Here is a 20,357-nt window from a genome sequence, read left to right on the forward strand (position 1 = left end):
CGTACGGGAAAGCCCGAACCCCTTTCCGGGACCCGGGCTCTCACCGACCGGCAGCGTCCGTCACGCCGCTGCCGGAACCCTCACCTCCGCCGGGTTCTCCGCCGGGGTGAGCGCCAGTTCGAGGACCTGGCGGACGTCCGTGACGGCGTGGACGTCGAGCTTCTCCAGGACCTCGGCCGGGACGTCGTCCAGGTCGGCCTCGTTGCGCTTCGGGATGATCACGGTCGTGACGCCTGCCCGGTGCGCGGCGAGCAGCTTCTGCTTCACACCGCCGATGGGCAGCACCCGCCCGGTCAGCGAGACCTCGCCGGTCATGGCGACGTCCGTTCGGACGAGCCGTCCGCTGAGCAGCGAGGCGAGGGCGGTCGTCATCGTGACGCCCGCGCTCGGACCGTCCTTGGGCACGGCACCCGCCGGGAAGTGGATGTGCACGCCCCGGTCCTTCAGGTCGCCCACGGGCAGCTCCAGTTCGGCGCCGTGCGAGCGCAGGAAGGAGAGCGCGATCTGCGCGGACTCCTTCATCACGTCACCCAGCTGCCCGGTGAGCGTGAGCCCCGCCGCCCCGGTCTCCGGATCGGCGAGCGAGGCCTCGACGTAGAGGACATCACCGCCGGCCCCGGTGACCGCGAGCCCGGTGGCGACACCGGGTACGGCGGTCCGCCGCTCGGCCGGATCCTGCGCGGCCTCGGGCACATGATGGGGACGACCGATGAGCGACCGCAGATCACCCTCACCGACGGTGAACGGCAGCTTCCGCTCTCCGAGTTCGTGCTGTGCGGCGACCTTGCGCAGCAGCCGCGCGATGGACCGCTCCAGGTTCCGGACCCCGGCCTCCCGGGTGTACTCGCCGGCCAGCTTGCGCAACGCGCCCTCGTCAAGGGCGACTTCGCTGCCCTCGAGTCCGGCCCGCTCCAACTGCCGGGGCAGCAGGTGGTCCCGGGCGATGACGACCTTCTCGTCCTCCGTGTAGCCGTCCAGCCGGACCAGCTCCATCCGGTCGAGCAGCGCCTCCGGAATGGCTTCGAGGACGTTGGCCGTGGCAAGGAACACCACGTCACTCAGATCGAGTTCGACTTCGAGGTAGTGGTCGCGGAAGGTGTGGTTCTGCGCCGGGTCGAGGACTTCGAGCAGGGCCGCGGCGGGGTCGCCCCGGAAGTCGGAGCCGACCTTGTCGATCTCGTCGAGGAGGACGACGGGGTTCATGGACCCGGCCTCCTTGATGGCCCGCACGATCCGCCCCGGCAGCGCACCGACGTACGTACGCCGATGCCCACGGATCTCGGCTTCATCCCTGACCCCACCCAGCGCCACCCGGACGAACTTCCGCCCCATGGCATGCGCGACGGACTCACCGAGGCTGGTCTTGCCGACACCGGGCGGGCCGACGAGCGCCAGCACGGCGCCGCCACGACGGCCGCCGACAACCCCCAGCCCGCGCTGGGCCCGCCGCTTGCGCACGGCGAGGTACTCGGTGATGCGCTCCTTCACGTCTTCCAGCCCCGCGTGCTCGGCGTCGAGCACGGCCTGGGCGCCCTGGATGTCGTACGAGTCCTCGGTCCGCTCGTTCCACGGCAGTTCGAGAACGGTGTCCAGCCAGGTCCGGATCCAGCCGCCCTCGGGCGACTGCTCGGAGGACCGCTCCAGCTTGTCGACCTCCTTGAGCGCGGCCTCACGCACGTTCTCCGGCAGGTCGGCGGCCTCGACGCGGGCCCGGTAGTCGTCGGACTCCTCGCCGTCCTGCTCGCCGTTGATCTCCCGCAGTTCCTTGCGTACGGCTTCCAGCTGCTTGCGCAGGAGGAACTCCCGCTGCTGCTTGTCGACGCCCTCCTGGACGTCCTTCGCGATGGTCTCGGCGACGTCCTGCTCGGCGAGGTGGTCGCGCAGCTGCTGGGTGGCGAGCTTCAGCCGGGCCACCGGGTCGGCGGTCTCCAGGAGTTCGATCTTCTGGTCGGTGCTGAGGAAGGGCGAGTAACCGGAGTTGTCGGCAAGGGCGGAGACGTCGTCGATGGCCTGGACGCGGTCGACGACCTGCCAGGCGGCGCGCTTCCGCAGCCAGGAGGTGGCAAGTGCCTTGTATTCCTTGACAAGTTCGGTGACGTGCCCGGGCACGGGGTCCGGGACGGTCTCCTCGATACGGGTTCCCTCGACCCAGAGCGCGGCGCCGGGCCCGGTGGTCCCGGCACCGATCCGCACGCGCCCCCGGGCCCGGATGAGGGCACCCGGATCCCCGTCGGCCAGCCGGCCGACCTGCTCCACGGTGCCGACGACACCGGTACTCGGGTACGACCCGTCGATCCGCGGCACGAGCAGCACCCGAGGCTTCCCGGGCTCGGTGCGCGCGGCGGCCTGCGCGGCCTCCACGGCGGCCCGCACATCGGCGTCGTTCAGATCGAGCGGAACCACCATTCCGGGCAGCACGACCTCGTCGTCGAGCGGCAGCACAGGCAGAGTGAGCGGTGTGGACGTCGAAGCCATGATCTCCCCTTCGGCAGTCAAGTTGAGCTATGCCGACTCAATGCTTGGGAGCGATCGATTGTTCCCCGAGGCGTGTTCGCCGTGAGCGATCACCTCTGCCGCCACGGCCGATCACTCGCCTAAATCGTGCGGACCTGGGTGGACGGCTGGGTCGTCTCGCGCGGGGCGTCGCCGCCGCTGGTCGAGCCCTGGGGATACACGATCGACGTCGGCACGGCCGAGCACGTCACCCGGCACGTCCTCGACGCGGTGAACGACGCCGTCGAGGAACGGACCGTCCGCAAGGTGGCCGACGCGGTGACCGGGACGGGCGTGGCTCTCAAGGTGTTCGACGACCCGGCGACGGTCGGCGGCTGGCTCGGCGAGGGCTGGCGGACCGACCCCGAGCAGGGCTACCTGATGTCGGTCGCCCTGACGCCCACGGAGGCACCCGCCGTCCCCGAGGGCTACCGCGTACGCGTCTGGACGCGCGGCGGTGTGACCCGCGTGATGCTCGCGGCACCCGACGGCTCCTGGGCGGCCCGCGGCCAGATCGCCCCGACGGGCGGAACGGCGGTCGTCGACCAGGTGGAGACCTCCCCCGCACACCGCCGCCGTGGCCTCGGCTCCTTCGTCATGCGGACGCTCGCGCGGGAGGCCGTCGCCCAGGGCGCGGAGAGAGGCGTACCGGCGGGAACACCGGACGGACGGGCGCTGTACGAGGCACTGGGCCGGCGGGTGGAGGCGCCGCTGACGAACGCGAGGTTCACGGCGCCGGGCACATCCACGTGCCGTCCGACAGGGCGGCCAGGACACGGCGCTTGATCTCGGCACGCTGCGGGCTGCTGACGAGGGACAGGGGCAGGTAGCCGACGTGTTCCTCGTACGGGCGCAGCTCGGCGCGGATGAAGGCGTACTCGGACGGATGCGCTTCGACGAGGAGTCGGTCGGCCTCCGTCCTGGCCTCGGACACCGCCAGCGCGTACGGGCTTTCGACTTCCCGTTCACGCAGGGCCTGGGTGAGCTGCCGGATGTACCGCTTGTACTCCATGCGCCGTTGTTGGACGGCCGCGAGGAAACGCCGGGCGTTGAGCACCGCGATCGCTTCCGCCTCGGGAAGGGCGTAGACGTCGTCGGGGAGGGTGCCCAGCGCGTGCGGTGTCTCCGTGCGGGCCCGTTCCGCGACCGTCGCGCCCAGCTCACGAAGGGCGTTCTCCCACCGTTTCAGCATCAGCGGATGACGCAGCGCCATGTCACGTTCGTCCTGCTCCTTGGCGTCCTCGGCCGCGGCCAGTCGTACGGTGGCGTCACTGGCGGCGAGCAGCGCGTCGACCCGCGGGGAGCGCGGTGCGGAGATCCGGCCGTGGGCGACGGCGTACGCGATCTCGTCGTGCACGTCACGGAACGCGGGCGGTTCCGCCGCATCACTCAGGTGCCGCCGGGCGCGCTCGCGCTGGACGAGGTCGGTGTACTCGTCCGGGAACACGTGCCGCAGCCAGGCCTGAGCCGTGGCCTGGGAGTTCATGCCGTTCTTGCGCTCACGGCTGTTGTGGAAGTCGTTGCGCCGCAGCTTCTTGACCAGGATGGCGGCCTCGTGGGCACGATGGCGGACCCGGCCGAGCCGGTGCTCGGTGACCTCCAGGCGGGGGTCGCCGGTGTAGCGCATCCGCTCGGTGGCGACCTGGAGTTCTCCGCCGGCGCACAGCAGGGCGTCCTGCCAGTCCAGCCGCCATTCCGCCTTGCGCAGCAGTCGGCCGGTGCGGGGCGGGAGGAACCGCCCGTGGACGGCTTCCGCGACGGCCACGGTCACGAGGTTGTCGAAACTCTCGGCGATCAGCTCGACGAGCCGTTCCGTAGGCACCCGCTCGACATCCGCGAGGCGCAGCCTCTCCCCCACACCGGCCCCCTCCGCAAGCACCGACATCCCGGGACCGCGAACGCGTCGGTCCCCCACTTGCGGGCAGGCTATCCGGATTCAGGTAATCAGACGGTGACTTTCCGTGATTTCCCGAAGTCGGCGCTCCGCCCGGCCCGCCATCGCCGCACCCACGGCCACGTGGCGACCCCGATGGCCAGCGCCATCACATGCCCCCAGTTGGTCATCGGATCGGTGTACGCGACGAGATCCTGAACCAGCGTCCCGCCGAACACCACCAGCACCGGCCACCCCAGCCAGGGCCGCAGCAGCCCCGCCAACGCGCCCACACTCGCCGCGACCCCGAAGCTGATCCCGTAGTCGAGCCGGTGCAGCGAGCTCTCCGGCAGCCACCCCACCAGCACCCCGATCCCCACCGGGACCTCGGTCGCGAGAGTGGCCAGCACATGCCCGAGGGCGAACACCCCGGCGGCACGCAGCCCGCCGATCCGCCGCTCCAGCGCGGTGAGGACGAGCAGGAAGACAACGGCGTACGCCGAGGTCACGCCGCCCACGACCCACAGCGCGCTGGTGACCAGCACGAACACGGGCGTCCGCAGGAGGTGGGCGACATCCGTGCTGGAGCCCTGGTGGAGGGCGTGCACGAGGGCGGGGTCGGCGTGTTCGGCGACGAACGCGGTGACGAGGAGGACGGCGGCGAAGGTGAAGGTGAACGGCGTTCCGGTGGGGGTGGGGAGGAGGTGCCAGGGCCGGAGGCCCCGCCTGCCCGCCGGAGCAGCCACAGGCCGCGCGGACACCGTCTCCGCCGGGCCCCGCTGCCTCGGCATGCCGTCCAGCAGCCGTACGCCGTCCGCGACGGGCATGTCCGAGGGCGCCGGGGCATCCGGCGTCGCGCCACCTTTCGTACCGGCCCGTTCCACGGTGAGGCGCTCCTTCCGTTTCGCCCCACCCTTCGCCCCGACGCACGCCGCTGTCTGTGACCCGCGCCACGCACCGGCCGATTCACAGCAAGCCGATAAGGACCTCAAAGACTCCTTACGCGTACGGCAGCGAGGGCGTCACCGACGGCGTCCCATGCCCGGCGAGGTAGAGCCTCAGGGCGCACGGGTCCTCCGCCTCGACGAAGACCTGCTGCCCCCAGTGCGCGCTGAGGCGGTGCGCGACGTCGACCAGGCGACGGCGTTCCTCCGGCGAGTACGCGGGGAACCGGGCCCAGCCCCGGTCGGCGATCCGGTTGCCCAACTCGCTGAACAGCACCGCCCGCGCGCGCCGTTCCTCCTCGTCGGTCAGCGGTGTGGAACCGCCTTCCACGGGCTGCAACCGGACGTTGTACAGGTCTCGGACCACTGGTCGCTCGCAGGTCGCTCGGGGGCTGTTCCGGAGAGAGTACCGACACGCCTCACACATCCCATCGGCGCCGCATATCACCTGGAGTTCACTCCACCGCCCCTGCCAAGATGCCCCCATGACCCGCTTGACCACCTCCTACACCGCCCCCGAGGTCCTGGACCGCCGTGACGGCCCGTACGGCGAAGTCGTGCTGCGGCGGCATGGGGAGTTACTGCAGATCATCGCCAACGGGTGCTTCCTGATGGACACTTCCGACGGCCGGTCCGAGCGCCTCCTCATGGACGTGGCTCTCGACGCCCTCGACCCCGGGACGGCCGCGCCCCACGTCCTCATCGGCGGCCTCGGTGTCGGTTTCTCCCTCGCGCATGCCGCCGACGAACCCCGCTGGGGCGGTATCACCGTCGTCGAACGGGAGGCCGCGATCGTCGAATGGCACCGGGACGGGCCGTTGGCGGAAATCTCGGCCCGGGCCTTCTCCGACCCCCGCACCGAGATCGTCGCAGCCGATCTCGTGAGATACGTCAATGAGACCTGCGCCACATTTGACGCGCTGTGTCTCGACATCGACAACGGGCCTGACTGGACCGTCACGGAGGACAACCAGAGCCTGTACTCGCAGGCCGGACTGGCAAGCTGCGCAAGGGTGTTGAGGCCGGGCGGGGTGCTCGCGGTGTGGTCCGCGCAGCCCTCTCCGGAATTCGAGGGAACTCTACGTAATGCCGGGTTCCGGCGGGTGCGTACCGAAGAGGTCCCAGTTGCCCGGGGAGTCCCCGACGTTGTACACCTCGCCGTAAGACCTGGATAGCCCTCACGCGGTGACTGCCCGTACTCTGCTCCCCTGACGCCGATCACTGATCCGATCAGGCGGCGTCAATCGCAGTCATGCGCGGACAAGCGCAGCCAAGGAATCACCCCACTGATTCCGGAAAGCACACTTCAGGGGCGGGCGATGGAGCAGACACACACCTCCCAGAACGGCGCGACGGCGACTCCTGGCGCCCAGCGCCGGGTTCTCGTGGTCGAGGACGATCCGACGATCGTCGACGCCATCGCGGCCCGTCTGCGCGCAGAGGGATTTCTCGTGCAGACCGCGGGCGACGGGCCGGCCGCCGTCGACACCGCCGAGGCCTGGCAGCCCGATCTGCTGATCCTCGACATCATGCTGCCCGGGTTCGACGGGCTGGAAGTTTGCAGGCGGGTACAGGCCCAGCGGGCCGTCCCTGTCCTGATGCTCACCGCGCGCGACGACGAGACCGACATGCTGGTCGGGCTCGGGGTCGGCGCCGACGACTACATGACGAAGCCCTTCTCCATGCGGGAGCTGGCCGCGCGCGTGCATGTGCTGCTGCGCCGGGTCGAGCGGGCCGCCATCGCCGCGTCGACGCCGCGCTCCGGCATCCTGCGCCTCGGCGAGCTGGAGATCGACCACGCGCAGCGACGCGTGCGGGTGCGCTCCGAGGACGTGCATCTCACTCCCACCGAGTTCGATCTGCTCGTCTGCCTGGCGAACACCCCGCGGGCCGTGCTCTCGCGCGAGCAGCTGCTCGCCGAGGTGTGGGACTGGGCGGACGCCTCCGGCACCCGGACCGTCGACAGCCACATCAAGGCACTGCGCCGGAAGATCGGCGCCGAGCGGATCCGTACGGTGCACGGGGTCGGCTACGCACTGGAGACACCGACGCCATGAACCGGGGGCGGCCGGCCGCGCGGAGGAGCCCCGGGGAACCCCCCTGGGGCGGCGTACGCCCGTTCTCGATCAAGACCAAGCTGGGTGCTCTGGTCGTCGTCTCGGTGCTGATCACCACCGGTCTTTCCATGATCGCGGTGCACACCAAGACGGAGATCCGCTTCATCACGGTCTTCTCGATGATCGCCACACTGCTGATTACGCAGTTCGTGGCCCATTCACTCACCGCGCCGCTGGACGACATGAACGCGGTGGCCCGCTCCATCTCGCACGGCGACTACACCCGCCGCGTCCGCGAGAACCGCTGGGACGAGCTGGGCGACCTGGCCCAGACGATCAACGTCATGGCGGACGAGCTGGAGGCCCAGGACCGCCAGCGCAAGGAGCTGGTGGCGAACGTCTCGCACGAGCTGCGCACCCCCATCGCGGGGCTGCGCGCCGTGCTGGAGAACGTCGTGGACGGCGTCTCGGCCGCCGACCCCGAGACCATGCGTACGGCGCTCAAGCAGACCGAGCGCCTCGGGCGGCTGGTGGAGACCCTGCTGGACCTCTCCCGGCTCGACAACGGCGTCGTACCGCTGCGCACGCGCCGCTTCGAGGTCTGGCCGTATCTCTCGGGCGTGCTCAAGGAGGCCAACATGGTCGCCTCCACGCGCGCGGGCATCGCGTCGGGCTCCGGCGGTCACACCCGTACGGACGTCCATCTGCACCTCGACGTCAACCCGCCCGAGCTGGTCGCGCACGCCGACCCGGAGCGCCTCCACCAGGTCGTCGCCAACCTGATCGACAACGCGGTCAAGCACAGCCCCGCGCACGGCCGCGTCACGGTGAAGGCTCGGCGCGGGGAGCTGGCCGAGTCGCTGGAGCTGGAGATCCTGGACGAGGGTCCCGGCATCCCGCGCTCCGAGTGGCACCGGGTCTTCGAGCGGTTCAACCGCGGCGGCGTCAGCTCACCGCACGGCCCGGGCAGCGACGGCGGTACGGGCCTCGGGCTCGCGATCGCCCGCTGGGCCGTGGATCTGCACGGCGGCCGGATCGGTGTGGCCGAATCCGAGCGAGGATGCCGGATTTTGGTCACCCTTCCGGGAGAGCCGTCCGTCCCAAGTTGACGTAAAGTTCGAAGCGGAGCCCCAAGATCCACCTGACGTCCGCGCTGACGGACGCGCGTGGACACGTGTGATTGGTCACAGGCCCACGCATTTGGTGCGCCCGGCCGACAATCTGGGCATCCCCCTTGTGTCCCTTTCGGACCGGAACCCCGCTTGTTTCCCGCCATTTCACCCCCCGAAACCCGATTCTCGATGTGACTTACACGACGATGAACGGGCCCGGACTGACCTTTCGGCCACGGGGGCGTAGCCTTAATTCCCGCTGTCCATCACCTTGTGAAGCCACCTTGTGAAGCGGAAGAGGGCGGTTGCCGCCGTGTCGCCACAGTCCCCCAGTAACTCATCGAGCATCTCGACCGACGAAGGAGCAGGTAACCCTGCGGCTGCGTTCGGACCCAACGAGTGGCTCGTCGACGAGATCTATCAGCAGTACCTCCAGGATCCGAACTCCGTAGACCGAGCCTGGTGGGACTTCTTCGCCGACTACAAGCCCGGGGCCGCTGCCGCTCCGACGGCTACGGCGGGTGCTGCGGCCACGGGGGCCGCAGGTACCACCACGACCGCTCCAGCGGCTCCGGCCGCCCCCGCGGCTCCCGTGACCCCGGCCGTCCCGGCTCCGGCCCCGGCAGCAGCTCCCAAGCCCGCCGCTGCCGCCCCGGCGCCCGCTCCTGCGGCCCCGGCCGCTCCGGTTGCGAAGCCCGTGGCAGCCGCCCCGGCCGCCAAGCCGAAGGCCGCTCCCGCGACCGAGGTGGCCGACGGCCCCGAGTTCGTGACGCTGCGGGGCCCCTCGGCCGCTGTGGCGAAGAACATGAACGCCTCGATCGAGGTGCCCACGGCCACGTCCGTGCGCGCGGTCCCGGTGAAGCTGCTCTTCGACAACCGCATCGTCATCAACAACCACCTGAAGCGCGCCCGTGGCGGGAAGATCTCCTTCACCCACCTCATCGGGTACGCGATGGTGCAGGCCATCAAGGCCATGCCGTCGATGAACTACTCCTTCGCGGAGAAGGACGGCAAGCCGACCCTGGTGAAGCCGGCGCACGTCAACTTCGGCCTGGCCATCGACCTGGTGAAGCCCAACGGCGACCGCCAACTCGTCGTCGCCGGCATCAAGAAGGCCGAGACGCTGAACTTCTTCGAGTTCTGGCAGGCCTACGAGGACATCGTCCGCCGCGCCCGTGACGGCAAGCTGACGATGGACGACTTCACCGGCGTGACCGTGTCGTTGACCAACCCCGGTGGCCTGGGCACCGTCCACTCGGTCCCGCGTCTGATGCCCGGTCAGTCGGTCATCATGGGCGTCGGTTCCATGGACTACCCGGCCGAGTTCCAGGGCACGAGCCAGGACACCCTCAACAAGCTCGGCATCTCGAAGGTCATGACGCTCACGTCGACCTACGACCACCGGGTCATCCAGGGCGCCGCGTCGGGCGAGTTCCTCCGGATCGTCGCGAACCTCCTCCTCGGTGAGACCGGGTTCTACGACGACATCTTCGAGGCGCTGCGCATCCCCTACGAGCCGGTCCGCTGGCTCAAGGACATCGACGCCTCGCACGACGACGACGTCACGAAGGCCGCCCGCGTCTTCGAGCTGATCCACTCCTACCGGGTCCGCGGCCATGTCATGGCCGACACCGACCCGCTGGAGTACCACCAGCGCAAGCACCCCGACCTGGACATCACCGAGCACGGGCTCACCCTCTGGGACCTGGAGCGCGAGTTCGCGGTCGGCGGTTTCGCGGGCAAGTCCCTGATGAAGCTGCGCGACATCCTCGGCGTACTGCGCGACTCGTACTGCCGCACCACCGGCGTCGAGTTCATGCACATCCAGGACCCGAAGCAGCGCAAGTGGATCCAGGACCGCATCGAGCGCGCGCACAGCAAGCCGGAGCGCGAGGAGCAGCTGCGGATCCTGCGCCGCCTCAACGCGGCGGAGGCCTTCGAGACCTTCCTGCAGACGAAGTACGTCGGCCAGAAGCGCTTCAGCCTGGAGGGCGGCGAGTCCGTCATCCCGCTGCTTGACGCGGTCATCGACAGCGCGGCCGAGTCGCGCCTGGACGAGGTCGTCATCGGCATGGCCCACCGTGGCCGGCTGAACGTCCTGGCGAACATCGTCGGCAAGTCGTACGCCCAGATCTTCCGGGAGTTCGAGGGCAACCTCGACCCGAAGTCGATGCACGGCTCCGGCGACGTGAAGTACCACCTGGGCGCCCAGGGCGTGTTCACGGGCCTGGACGGCGAGCAGATCAACGTCTCGCTGGCCGCCAACCCGTCCCACCTGGAGACGGTCGACCCGGTCATCGAGGGCATCGCCCGCGCCAAGCAGGACATCATCAACAAGGGCGGCACGGACTTCACGGTCCTGCCCGTCGCCCTGCACGGTGACGCGGCCTTCGCGGGCCAGGGCGTGGTGGCCGAGACGCTCAACATGTCCCAGCTGCGCGGCTACCGCACCGGCGGCACGGTCCACATCGTCATCAACAACCAGGTCGGCTTCACGGCGGCGCCCGAGTCCTCGCGCTCGTCGATGTACGCCACGGACGTGGCCCGCATGATCGAGGCCCCGATCTTCCACGTGAACGGCGATGACCCGGAAGCGGTCGTGCGTGTCGCGCGCCTGGCCTTCGAGTTCCGCCAGGCGTTCAACAAGGACGTCGTCATCGACCTCATCTGCTACCGCCGCCGCGGCCACAACGAGTCCGACAACCCGGCGTTCACGCAGCCCCTGATGTACGACCTGATCGACAAGAAGCGCTCGGTGCGCAAGCTCTACACCGAGTCGCTGATCGGCCGGGGCGACATCACCCTTGAGGAAGCCGAACAAGCCCTCCAGGACTTCCAGGGCCAGCTGGAGAAGGTCTTCACGGAGGTCCGCGAGGCCATCTCCTCCCCGGCCGAGGCCCTGGCGGGCGACCCGCGGGCCGAGTTCCCGGTGGCCGTGCAGACGGCGGTCTCCCAGGAGGTCGTCAAGCGCATCGCCGAGTCCCAGGTCAACATCCCCGACCACGTCACCGTCCACCCGCGGCTGCTCCCGCAGCTGCAGCGCCGGGCGTCGATGATCGAGGACGACACGATCGACTGGGGCATGGGCGAGACGCTCGCGATCGGCTCCCTGCTCCTGGAGGGCACCCCGGTGCGCCTCTCGGGCCAGGACTCCCGACGCGGCACCTTCGGCCAGCGCCACGCGGTCCTCATCGACCGGGTCACCGGCGAGGACTTCACCCCGCTCCAGTACCTGTCGGACGAGCAGGCCCGCCTGAACGTCTACGACTCGCTGCTCTCCGAGTACGCGGTCATGGGCTTCGAGTACGGCTACTCGCTGGCCCGCCCCGACGCGCTCGTCATGTGGGAGGCGCAGTTCGGCGACTTCGTCAACGGCGCGCAGACGGTCATCGACGAGTACATCTCGGCGGCGGAGCAGAAGTGGGGCCAGACGTCCGGCGTCACCCTGCTCCTCCCCCACGGCTACGAGGGCCAGGGCCCGGACCACTCTTCGGCCCGCATCGAGCGGTTCCTCCAGCTGTGCGCCCAGAACAACATGACGGTCGCTCAGCCGACGCTCCCGTCGAACTACTTCCACCTTCTGCGGTGGCAGGTGCACAACCCGCACCACAAGCCGCTGGTGGTCTTCACCCCGAAGTCGATGCTGCGCCTCAAGGCGGCGGCCTCGAAGACGGAGGAGTTCACGACGGGCGCCTTCCGCCCGGTCATCGGCGACGAGTCCGCGAACCCGGCCGACGTCCGCAAGGTCGTCTTCTGCGCCGGCAAGCTGTACTACGACCTTGAGGCCGAGCGGAAGAAGCGCGGCACCACGGACACGGCGATCATCCGCATCGAGCGCCTGTACCCGCTCCCGGGTGCGGAACTCCAGGCGGAGATCGCCAAGTACCCCAACGCCGAGAAGTACCTGTGGGCGCAGGAGGAGCCGGCGAACCAGGGCGCGTGGCCCTTCATCGCCCTCAACCTGATCGACCACCTGGACCTCGCGGTCGGCGCGGACATCCCGCACGGCGAGCGTCTGCGGCGCATCTCGCGCCCGGCGGGCTCGTCCCCGGCGGTGGGTTCGGCGAAGCGTCACCAGGCGGAGCAGGAGCAGCTGGTGCGTGAGGTGTTCGAGGCGTAGGCCTCTGGCGGCACAGCGGTAGGGCCCGGCACCGGGGAGATCCGGTGCCGGGCCCTTCGTCATGAGCGGCCGGGTGGGTCGTAGTAGACGCCCAGGTGCCTGACCCAGTCGGTGTTCCGCTCCCGCATACCGTTCCGGATCCACAACCCCCGCACCCGGGCCAGGAGTTCAGGCACACTCCCCGACCCGCGCAGCACCTCCCGCTCCACCCAGTTGTAGAACAGGGCACAGTTCCGGTGGTCGGCCCGGCGGCTCCAGAGGATCAGGGGGTAGCCGAGGGTGCGCGCCTCTTCGAGTACGGCGGTGCCGTCGTCGTGACGGCACCAGAGGGGTACGGCGTTCAGCGGGGCGTCGTGAAGGGAGGCCGGGAGACGGAGACCCAGCGGAGGGCCGCTCTGGACGGCGTTCCAGCGCTCGACCCGCTCCAGCGCCACAGGGTCCGGCCCCAGGCCCCTGACGAACACATTGGCCTCGGTACGAAGGGCCTGGCCCGGCGTCCAGTTCATCACGTCGAGCTCCCAGAGGAGTTCGTCGGGCAGCCGGAACTCGACCATCGCCTTCCGCTTGCCTGTGTCGGCCAGCGCGAGGGCGTGGCTCAGGTCGTCGCGAAGCTGTGGCACGGGTCCGTCGAGTCTGACGGGCTTGGGCGCTTCGGATACGTACACGACCCGGTTCTCCTGGGTGGCCCGCAGCCGCCAGGTGTGAGCACCCTCCTGCTCCGGCCCGACCTCGACGGTGATACGACATCCCCGCAGGCCGGGCAGGTCGTCCGCCGTCTCCAGGACACGCTGGACCTCCCACCGCCGCTCCTCACCGGCGGCCCGCCATACCCAGGTGCGCAGTTCGGCCGACCCCCGGATCCGGCGAGCCGCGAGGTCGGCGAGAATCCGGGCCGCGTAGACCGCGACGGCTCCGGCGTCCCCGCGCGCGTAGAGATGGGCCGCGCCGTCGCGCCAGCTTCGGGGCGGCAGGCTCGGCAGGGAGCCAGGGCCGTGGGGGAGCAGGCCCAGCACGGCGTAGGTGTCCTGGGGCGGCTCCAACTCGGCCAGCAGACCGTAGAGTTCGGCGCGGTCGTCCGGCTCCGACAGGCGCCGCGCATGGTGCAGGTCGTGCGTGCGTACGAGGCGATGCCACAGCTCGGTGCCCTTCCCGCCCTGCAGACACAGGTCCCGCAGGGCGGCGATCCGCACCGCCCGTCCCCGGCCGCCGTCCTTGGCAGCCGCCTCGACGACGACTCCGACAACGGAACCGTCCCGACGGCTCAACACGGGCCCGCCGACGCTCAGCGCGGTCGACGGGGCACTGATGAGGGCGAGCTCGTGGGACTCCTTCTGCCCTCGGATGCGGGTGAGGGCGGAATGGACCTCGCTTCCGTCGGCGTACTGGGCAGTCACCTTCTGGGGGAGCACGTCCGGCGTGTCCGTGAGCCGAAGGCAGTCGTAGCCACCGTCGACAACGGGCACCTCCAGCACGGCCAACTCGCCCACCGCGCGCGCGAACCGGGCACGGAGGTGCCATCCGTCCGCCGTGTGGACAGTGATCCGCGCGCGGTCGTCGCGTGACAGCCCCTCCACCGCCCCCACGCAGGTGACGACCAGATTCGGGGCGAGGAAGAAGCCGCTGCCGAGCACCCTGCCTCCGGCGTGAAGGCTGACCACGGCACTGCCGGTGCCGGGGGACAGCGGCACTGTGTCCACCGAGTCGGGCCAGGCCGTGCGCTGAGACGTGACCAGCACATGGCCGCCCGCCGGGAAGGCGGACGCGTCGTCCACTCCGTCCCAGTCGGGGAAGACGATCAGCCAGTCCAGCGCTGTTGTCCGCAACACCTCGTACAGCGTCCTGAGACGTTCTTCCACGCCTCCGTCCGTCGGCAGCCCGAACTCGGCCTCCACCAACTGCGCCAGCCGCTCCCGGCGTTGCGCGTCGTCCCGCCCCGAGACCCACCAGACGATGTCGTACGTGGAGCCGTACCGGCTCACGTACTCGGCGGCGAACGGAGTCTTGCCAACCCCGGGCGGCCCCACGACGGCACACACCCTGGACCGCCGCCCCTGCTCCAGGCTCCCCCGCACCCGGGCCATCGCCCCCTCCGGCGCGGTGAACCCGGGCAGCGGGTCGGGCACCCCGCCGTCCTGCCGCAGTGTGGGCCCCGGGAACCGCGGCCCCTGTCCGTCCCAGGCGGCACCCTCAGGAGCAAGCCCAAGACTGTCGAGCAATCGCTGTGCGGCAACCGCCCCGGTGGTGTCCCACAGTGCGATGGGCGCCCCCGTCTCCCACGGGAAGGGCCCTGTCCGCCGCACCGCGACGGGAACGAGCCTCTCCCCTGACCGTTCAGCAACCTCGCGCAGGGAATCGACGCGGCTCTGATCGTCGTACCAGCGTCCGACCAGAAGAAGCACACGCCCACCCCGCCCGGAATGCGCCCGCACCCGTTGCCGTACGAGATCCAGCAAAGCGTCCGGCCCCTCGTCCGCCTGTCGCAGCGCGACCTCCTGCCCCTTGGCCCCCAGCACATGGGCCACCCAGATCGCCCACTCCTCGTCCTCCCCGGCGTACAGGACGTCGACGACCTCCTGCCGCGCCGCCACAGCCGTCCCGAACCGCCGCGCCACCACCCCCGCGACCTCGGCGAACGCACCCGGCGCACCATCCACGTCCCCCTCCGCCGAACCGACGGAGTCACCCCTCATACGCGCCAGCGCAAGCGCCGGGAAATTGCGCGCCCTGCGCCCGAAGTGCCGGTCGACGTACTCGCCGCAGTGCTTCAGCACCAGCATCGCGTCACCGCGTGGCAGCAACCGCAGCAACGCCTCCCGCACCCCCGGCCGGAACTCGTACCACCCGTCCTCCGCACCCCGTTCCAGCAGCCCGCTCAGCAGCACCTCCGCCAGCACGCTCGGCCCGGAACGGGGATGCATCGCCCGCTGGACGAGCTGCATCACCGGCAGGGTGAGCGGGACCGCCGAGACGGACACCGCCAGCGCCACGGCCTGGCGGGACGCGCTTCGCCGGAACGCCCGTACGAGCGACTCCGCGTCCGCGACCGGGCGTTCGGGCCGTGCCGGGGACGCCGGATGGTCGGCCCGCACCCACGCGGCCGGGGCGGACACCGCAAGGCCGGTGCTGCCCGCGAGCAGCCGTGCCCAGGTGCCCAGCGCGGTACGGGTGGGCGACAGCACGGGGACGGGAAGGGCCCCGGGCGGCCGTACGCCACCGTCCGCCGGAGTGAACTCCAGGCGTGCGCCCATCCCTTCGCGCCGTCGGAGCGTGCCGGGCAGCGCGGGCAGATGCGTGCGCTGCCACATGCGCTGGGGCAGCGGCTGTACGACGGCCACGGGCGCCGCCCGCCCCCACTGGTGGAGCATCCGCTGCATCGCGCCGGACCGCCACAACGGGCCCGCGCAGTCGCTGAGTACGAGGGTCAGCTGACGGCCGGTCGGATCGCGCAGCTGCTCCGCCGCCCGGGCCGCCCGGTCGAAGGCCCGTCCGGGCGCGGCCACCAGCCGGCCGTCCTCGCCCTCGCGGACGTAGTGGGTCGCCACCTCGCGGAAGGCGCCGAGCCCGGCGCACAGTTGGCGGAGCTCCGCAAGTGCCGTGTCCCACACGCCGGTCGACGTCGAGACGTCCATGAGGAGCCGCAGGCGGGCCTCGCGGCGCGTGGTCGCGCGCAGGACGGGCAGCAGGAGGCGGGTCTCCGCCGCCTGTTCGGCCGTGGCCTGTTCGTCGAGGTCGAGGGCGGGGGTGCGGACCGGCGGACGGTAGTGCTGGAGCGGACGGAGGGCGCGTTGGAGCGCGAGGGGGTTGGGGAGCGCGGTGGCGGAGGGGACGCGGACCCGTACGAAGTCGCTGTCCGCGTCGGCCGGTTCGTCGCCCGGTGTGCCCTCCGCGCGCGGTCGGTCGGCGTGCAGGCGGGTGCGCTCGGCGACGGGATCGGCGGGCTCGGTGGGCCGGGTGCGGAAACCCGGGCGGGACGCGGGGGTCCGGGCGACCGACGGCGCACTGCCGCTGCTCGTCGCCGAGTCCCCGTCGGGCTCGGGCACTTCGGGCCCCGCCCCCGTCGGCTCCGTCGCCCGCCCGACGAACCGTGCCAGCCACAGCGCCTCGGCGAGTTCCCGCGCGGACGGCTCGACCCCGCCGAGGGCGCGGAGCCGTTCGGCGAGTTCGGCCGACTGTCCGTCGGGGGAGGTCATCAGAGCGGTCCGCCGCCGGGGCCGCGCTCGCCGTGGTCCAGGGGCCGCATCAGCAGTTCGGCGAGCCGCTGCCGGTCGGGCTCACGGTCGCGTACGGCCTCCTGGGTGAGGTAGATGGCGTTGAGGAGCTGGTCGGCGGCGCGCAGGGAGCCGGGGGCCGAGTCGAGGAAGGTGCGGATCAACTCGCCGTTGCGAGCCGCCACTTCGGCGCCCTCCTCACCGAAGTGGGCGGTGACCATGGTGTCGAGCCGGGACCTGCCCCAGGCGTCGTCGCGGGGCGAGGGGAGATCGAGGTGGAGGCAGCGGCGCAACAGCGGGGCGGGGAAGTCGCGTTCGCCGTTGCTGGTCATCACGACGATCGGGAAGGCCTTGCAGCGGACGCGCCCGCCCCGCACCACGGCCCGCTCGTCGTCGTCCGTGAGCACCTCGACGTCCGCCTGCCGCCCGGCGATGCGCTGCAGCTCGGCGATCCTGAACTCGCCCTCCTCCAGGGCGTTCAGCAGGTCGTTGGGGAGGTCGATGTCGCTCTTGTCCAGCTCGTCGACGAGGAGGACGCGCGGACGCCCGTACGGCAGGAGCGCGGTGCCGAGCGGGCCGAGCCGCAGATAGTCGCCGATGTCCTCGGTCGGCTGGTCTTCGTTCTCCTCCCAGGCCTGCGACGGGTCCCGCACCTTGGCCATCTGGGTGTCCTGGAGGCGGGCGATGGCGTCGTACGTGTAGAGGCCGTCGCGCAGGGTCGTACGGCTCACGATGGGCCACTGGAGGACCCTGCCGAGGCCCAGTTCATGGGCGATGGCGTGGGCGAGGGTCGACTTTCCTGAGCCGGGGTCGCCGGTCACGAGGAGCGGGCGGCGCAGATACAACGCGGCGTTGATCAGCTCCAGTTGCTCCGGCCGCCAGGCGATGCCGCGCCCGCTGCGGCCACCGAGCCGCCGCGTCGACTCGGTGCCGAGCGGCGGTACGACGGTGCCGCCGGGCTCGCCGTCGAAGTCGCGCCAGGGCGGCGGGGCGGGCAGCCGCCCGATGCCGTCGTGCGGCTCGCCGGCGCCCCGGTAGATGTACCAGTCCGGTTCGGGGGTGTCGGTCGCGGTCGTCAAGGGGACTCCAGCAGGTCGTCGCAGTGCGGGATCGGGCGCCTCGGGTCGTCGTAGAGGAGGGCCAGGTGTTCGGCCCAGTCGGCGTCGGGATCGGCCTGGCTGACGCGTTCACGCAAGGCCCGCAGCCGCTCCGGCAGGGCGGTGGCACGGCCCGCCGAGCTGAGCAACTCCGCCGTACGGTCGTGCAGTTCGGCGCAGCGGGTGTCGCAGCCGTGGGCGTGCTCGGCGTGCAGGTTCCAGAGGATCACGCCGTATCCGCCGGCGACCGCCCGCGACAGGGGCCCGGTGCTCTCGGCGGGCGGCCGGCACAGCACGGGCACCGCGCCTGGCGGCGCCGAGTCCAGGGCCTGGCCCGCGTAGGCGTCGGAGGGCACGGGCAGCGCCTTGGGCTCGCCCTCGGCGACCGCGCGCCACCGCTCGCGCCAGACGGCCATGGGTTCGCCGCGCCGCTTCAGACACCGCACCACGACCTGCCGGTGGACCCCGAAGGGCCGCTCGGCGGGGTGCGGCCGGAGACTGCGGACGACGGGCCCCGGCCGCCACAGATGGGCGTCGACCCCGAACTGCTCGACAGGCACGGCGAGTTCGAGCCGGGCCCGGCGTCCGCTGTCGAGACGGCGGAAGGTACGGGCGAGCGGCTCGCTCAGGATGGACGGCAGGTCGGCGAGCGAGGCGCCCTCGCCGTCGGAGCCCTCGTCCTCTGCCCGCACGGTCTCCGGGCCACCGGTCCAGGTCCAGATCCGCCAGTGGAAGCGGTCGTGCGGCCGGAAGAGATCGGGTTCCAGTTCGACGGCGACGACGGGCCCGTCCGAGTCGTCCACCTGGTCGGCGTCGTCCGCGTCGTCCGCCGCGTGGTTCATGGGCCGGTCGTCGGTCCGTACGCCGGCCCCCGCGTCGGCGTCGGTGCTGCGCCATGGCGCGGGCGCCCCGGCCGCGACCCCCATGAGGAGGGCCCGGAGATGCCCGGGCAGGTCCTCGGCGCGCCGCTCGACCCACTCCTCCAGTTCGGCGACGGCATCCGGGGCCCGTGTCCCGCACACCTGGGCGACGGCCCGCAGATAGTGCAGCGCCACGAGATCGGCGCCCTCCGGATGGTCGTACAGCCAGCCGTGTCCGTCCCGCCAGTCGCGCGGGGCGACCTCCTCCTCCCACAGCGGTTCGTCACCGAGGACGCGCTCGATCAGGCCCTGCAACTCGGCCGAGGAGCGTGGCTCGGGCAGTCCGGCGAGCAGCGCGGAGGCGTCGGCACTGTCCCTCGGCCCCCAGCCGCGCGCACCCGCCACGCTCTGCGCCTTCACCCAGGAGGTGGCTCCGGTGGCCCTGCGGTGCCAGGTGTCGTGGGCACGGATCAGGGCCGCGTAGGGGTCGTCCCCGAGGCCGCGCTCCTCCCCCACGGGCACCGCCCGCCGGAAGCCGCGCAGCGCGGTGGCGGCGACGGCGAGCCCGCCGTCCTTCTGGGCGCGGCGCGCCTTGACGACACCGGCGACCAGACCGCGCTCGCGGTCGAGCAGCGGCCCGCCGGAGGCGCCGTGGGGGATCTCCACCAGGGGTGCGAGGGTCAGTCCGTAGCCGCCGTCCTTGCCGTTGCACTCGGTCTGTCCGCTCCAACGCTGGGGGACGCCGCCCGCGGGGGTGCGCCAGCCGTACGCGGCGACGGAGAGGGGAGGGTCGTAGCGGTCGGTGAGCCGCACGCACGCGTGGGGGACGGTTTCCGTCAGCCTGATGAGGACGAGGTCCTGTTCGGGGTCCGTGCCGCCGCCGAGCCAGTAGGCGGGCCGGGCCCGTACGTCGAGACCGTCGTGCCCCTGGACCCGTAAGGAGCCGATGCTCTCCGGGGCGTCCCTGAGGGGCAGGATGTGACGGCAGGTCAGTACCCAACCCGGGGCCACGAAGAAACCGCTGCCCCAGAGGGTGCCCGGTTCGTCGTCGGGCCCTATGCGCACGGTGGCTCGCACGACCAGGGCGTCGAGCTTGGCCGCGGTCATGTGGGGTTCGCGTCCCCCCGCCAGGTGAGGGTGATGGACAGGGTCGCCTTGGCCTCCCCGTCCGCGAGCAGGGCGACGGCCTTGCCCGCCTTGACGGCCACCTCGACCCCGAAGGTCGTGCTGACCTCGTCGGGCTTCACGGCCCGCGCCGCGTCGAACACGGCACCGCCGACGCCCCGCACCAGCTCGGTCAGCTGATCGACCCGGGCCGCCATGTGGTCGAGGGCGCCGACGTCGTCGTACGAGAACTCGTCGGGGGCGCCCGGCAGCTGCCCCGGCCAGTCCTCCGGGTCGAGCACGCTGACCCGCGCGAGCACGGTTCCGCCCCCGGGCAGTTCGATCTCCTGGATTCTGCGTTGTTCCACGGCACCCCCGAACCTGGTGACTACAGGTGATCCCATTGTGCCTGTGCGGACACGCGCGTGTGCGGAGGATTCGTGAGGTTCCGGCAAGGCGGGGCCGGTCGATGGGTGCGCATAACCTGGG

The 20,357-nt window shown here is 71.3% G+C and carries 13 protein-coding genes; 5 read left to right on the forward strand and 8 right to left on the reverse strand.

The annotated features are described in order from the left end of the window. Positions 1–60: 60 nt before the first annotated feature. Positions 61–2,475, reverse strand: a complete 2,415-nt coding sequence (lon, locus tag LUX31_RS12730; protein ID WP_235474893.1) for an endopeptidase La — start codon at positions 2,473–2,475, stop codon at positions 61–63. A gap of 123 nt (positions 2,476–2,598) precedes the next feature. Between lon and LUX31_RS12735 the strand changes: the two genes are divergently transcribed. After that, positions 2,599–3,279 (forward strand): GNAT family N-acetyltransferase, encoded by a 681-nt coding sequence (locus tag LUX31_RS12735; RefSeq protein ID WP_235479899.1) that lies wholly within the window; start codon positions 2,599–2,601, stop codon positions 3,277–3,279. On the opposite strand, the gene LUX31_RS12740 is transcribed toward LUX31_RS12735, so the two are convergent. From LUX31_RS12740 to LUX31_RS12750, 3 genes are all read right to left on the reverse strand, one after another. Next, the gene (locus tag LUX31_RS12740; RefSeq protein ID WP_235474894.1) at positions 3,221–4,351 is read right to left on the reverse strand and encodes a hypothetical protein; all 1,131 of its coding nucleotides are present in this window, start codon (positions 4,349–4,351) and stop codon (positions 3,221–3,223) included. The genes LUX31_RS12735 and LUX31_RS12740 overlap by 59 nt on opposite strands. Positions 4,352–4,437: 86 nt before the next feature. Next, complete coding sequence (locus LUX31_RS12745; protein WP_235474895.1) at positions 4,438–5,250, reverse strand: rhomboid-like protein; 813 nt, start codon at positions 5,248–5,250, stop codon at positions 4,438–4,440. Between the two features lie 115 nt (positions 5,251–5,365). Continuing rightward, positions 5,366–5,641: a hypothetical protein gene (locus LUX31_RS12750; RefSeq protein WP_235479900.1), complete on the reverse strand. Its 276-nt coding sequence runs from the start codon at positions 5,639–5,641 to the stop codon at positions 5,366–5,368. Between the two features lie 154 nt (positions 5,642–5,795). Here LUX31_RS12750 and LUX31_RS12755 point away from each other — a divergent pair, with 154 nt between their 5' ends. From LUX31_RS12755 to LUX31_RS12770, 4 genes are all read left to right on the forward strand, one after another. After that, positions 5,796–6,485 (forward strand): spermidine synthase, encoded by a 690-nt coding sequence (locus tag LUX31_RS12755; protein WP_235474896.1) that lies wholly within the window; start codon positions 5,796–5,798, stop codon positions 6,483–6,485. Positions 6,486–6,629: 144 nt separating this feature from the next. After that, positions 6,630–7,367: a response regulator transcription factor gene (locus tag LUX31_RS12760; RefSeq protein ID WP_006383578.1), complete on the forward strand. Its 738-nt coding sequence runs from the start codon at positions 6,630–6,632 to the stop codon at positions 7,365–7,367. Beyond that, entirely contained in the window at positions 7,364–8,476 is a 1,113-nt protein-coding gene (locus LUX31_RS12765; RefSeq protein ID WP_235474897.1) for a HAMP domain-containing sensor histidine kinase, read from the forward strand. The genes LUX31_RS12760 and LUX31_RS12765 overlap by 4 nt, the downstream gene beginning before the upstream one ends. 316 nt (positions 8,477–8,792) lie before the next feature. After that, positions 8,793–12,599: a multifunctional oxoglutarate decarboxylase/oxoglutarate dehydrogenase thiamine pyrophosphate-binding subunit/dihydrolipoyllysine-residue succinyltransferase subunit gene (locus LUX31_RS12770; protein ID WP_235474898.1), complete on the forward strand. Its 3,807-nt coding sequence runs from the start codon at positions 8,793–8,795 to the stop codon at positions 12,597–12,599. Positions 12,600–12,658: 59 nt separating this feature from the next. Here the strand turns inward: LUX31_RS12770 and LUX31_RS12775 are convergent, their stop codons facing one another. From LUX31_RS12775 to LUX31_RS12790, 4 genes are read right to left on the reverse strand one after another with little or no spacing between them, the layout of a single operon-like run. Beyond that, positions 12,659–16,789, reverse strand: a complete 4,131-nt coding sequence (locus tag LUX31_RS12775) for an SAV_2336 N-terminal domain-related protein (RefSeq protein ID WP_235474899.1) — start codon at positions 16,787–16,789, stop codon at positions 12,659–12,661. Next, a complete protein-coding gene (locus tag LUX31_RS12780) occupies positions 16,789–17,886 on the reverse strand; it encodes an AAA family ATPase (RefSeq protein WP_235474900.1) in 1,098 nt (365 codons plus the stop codon). Before LUX31_RS12780 ends, LUX31_RS12775 begins: the two co-directional genes overlap by 1 nt. Next, entirely contained in the window at positions 17,883–19,871 is a 1,989-nt protein-coding gene (locus tag LUX31_RS12785) for a VMAP-C domain-containing protein (protein WP_235474901.1), read from the reverse strand. Before LUX31_RS12785 ends, LUX31_RS12780 begins: the two co-directional genes overlap by 4 nt. Further along, positions 19,868–20,236, reverse strand: coding sequence for a CU044_2847 family protein (locus LUX31_RS12790; protein WP_235474902.1), 369 nt, complete (start codon positions 20,234–20,236; stop codon positions 19,868–19,870). Before LUX31_RS12790 ends, LUX31_RS12785 begins: the two co-directional genes overlap by 4 nt. Positions 20,237–20,357 lie beyond the last annotated feature (121 nt).

This window comes from Streptomyces sp. GQFP, from assembly GCF_021545335.1.
In the GTDB taxonomy this organism is placed as follows: Bacteria; Actinomycetota; Actinomycetes; order Streptomycetales; family Streptomycetaceae; genus Streptomyces.

Coding starts and splice junctions, on each gene's coding strand:
- LUX31_RS12775 (WP_235474899.1), bottom strand. CDS start 16,789: ATGACCTCCCCCGACGGACAGTCGGCCGAACTCGCCGAACGGCTCCGC.
- LUX31_RS12755 (WP_235474896.1), top strand. CDS start 5,796: ATGACCCGCTTGACCACCTCCTACACCGCCCCCGAGGTCCTGGACCGC.
- LUX31_RS12760 (WP_006383578.1), top strand. CDS start 6,630: ATGGAGCAGACACACACCTCCCAGAACGGCGCGACGGCGACTCCTGGC.
- LUX31_RS12785 (WP_235474901.1), bottom strand. CDS start 19,871: ATGACCGCGGCCAAGCTCGACGCCCTGGTCGTGCGAGCCACCGTGCGC.
- LUX31_RS12765 (WP_235474897.1), top strand. CDS start 7,364: ATGAACCGGGGGCGGCCGGCCGCGCGGAGGAGCCCCGGGGAACCCCCC.
- lon (WP_235474893.1), bottom strand. CDS start 2,475: ATGGCTTCGACGTCCACACCGCTCACTCTGCCTGTGCTGCCGCTCGAC.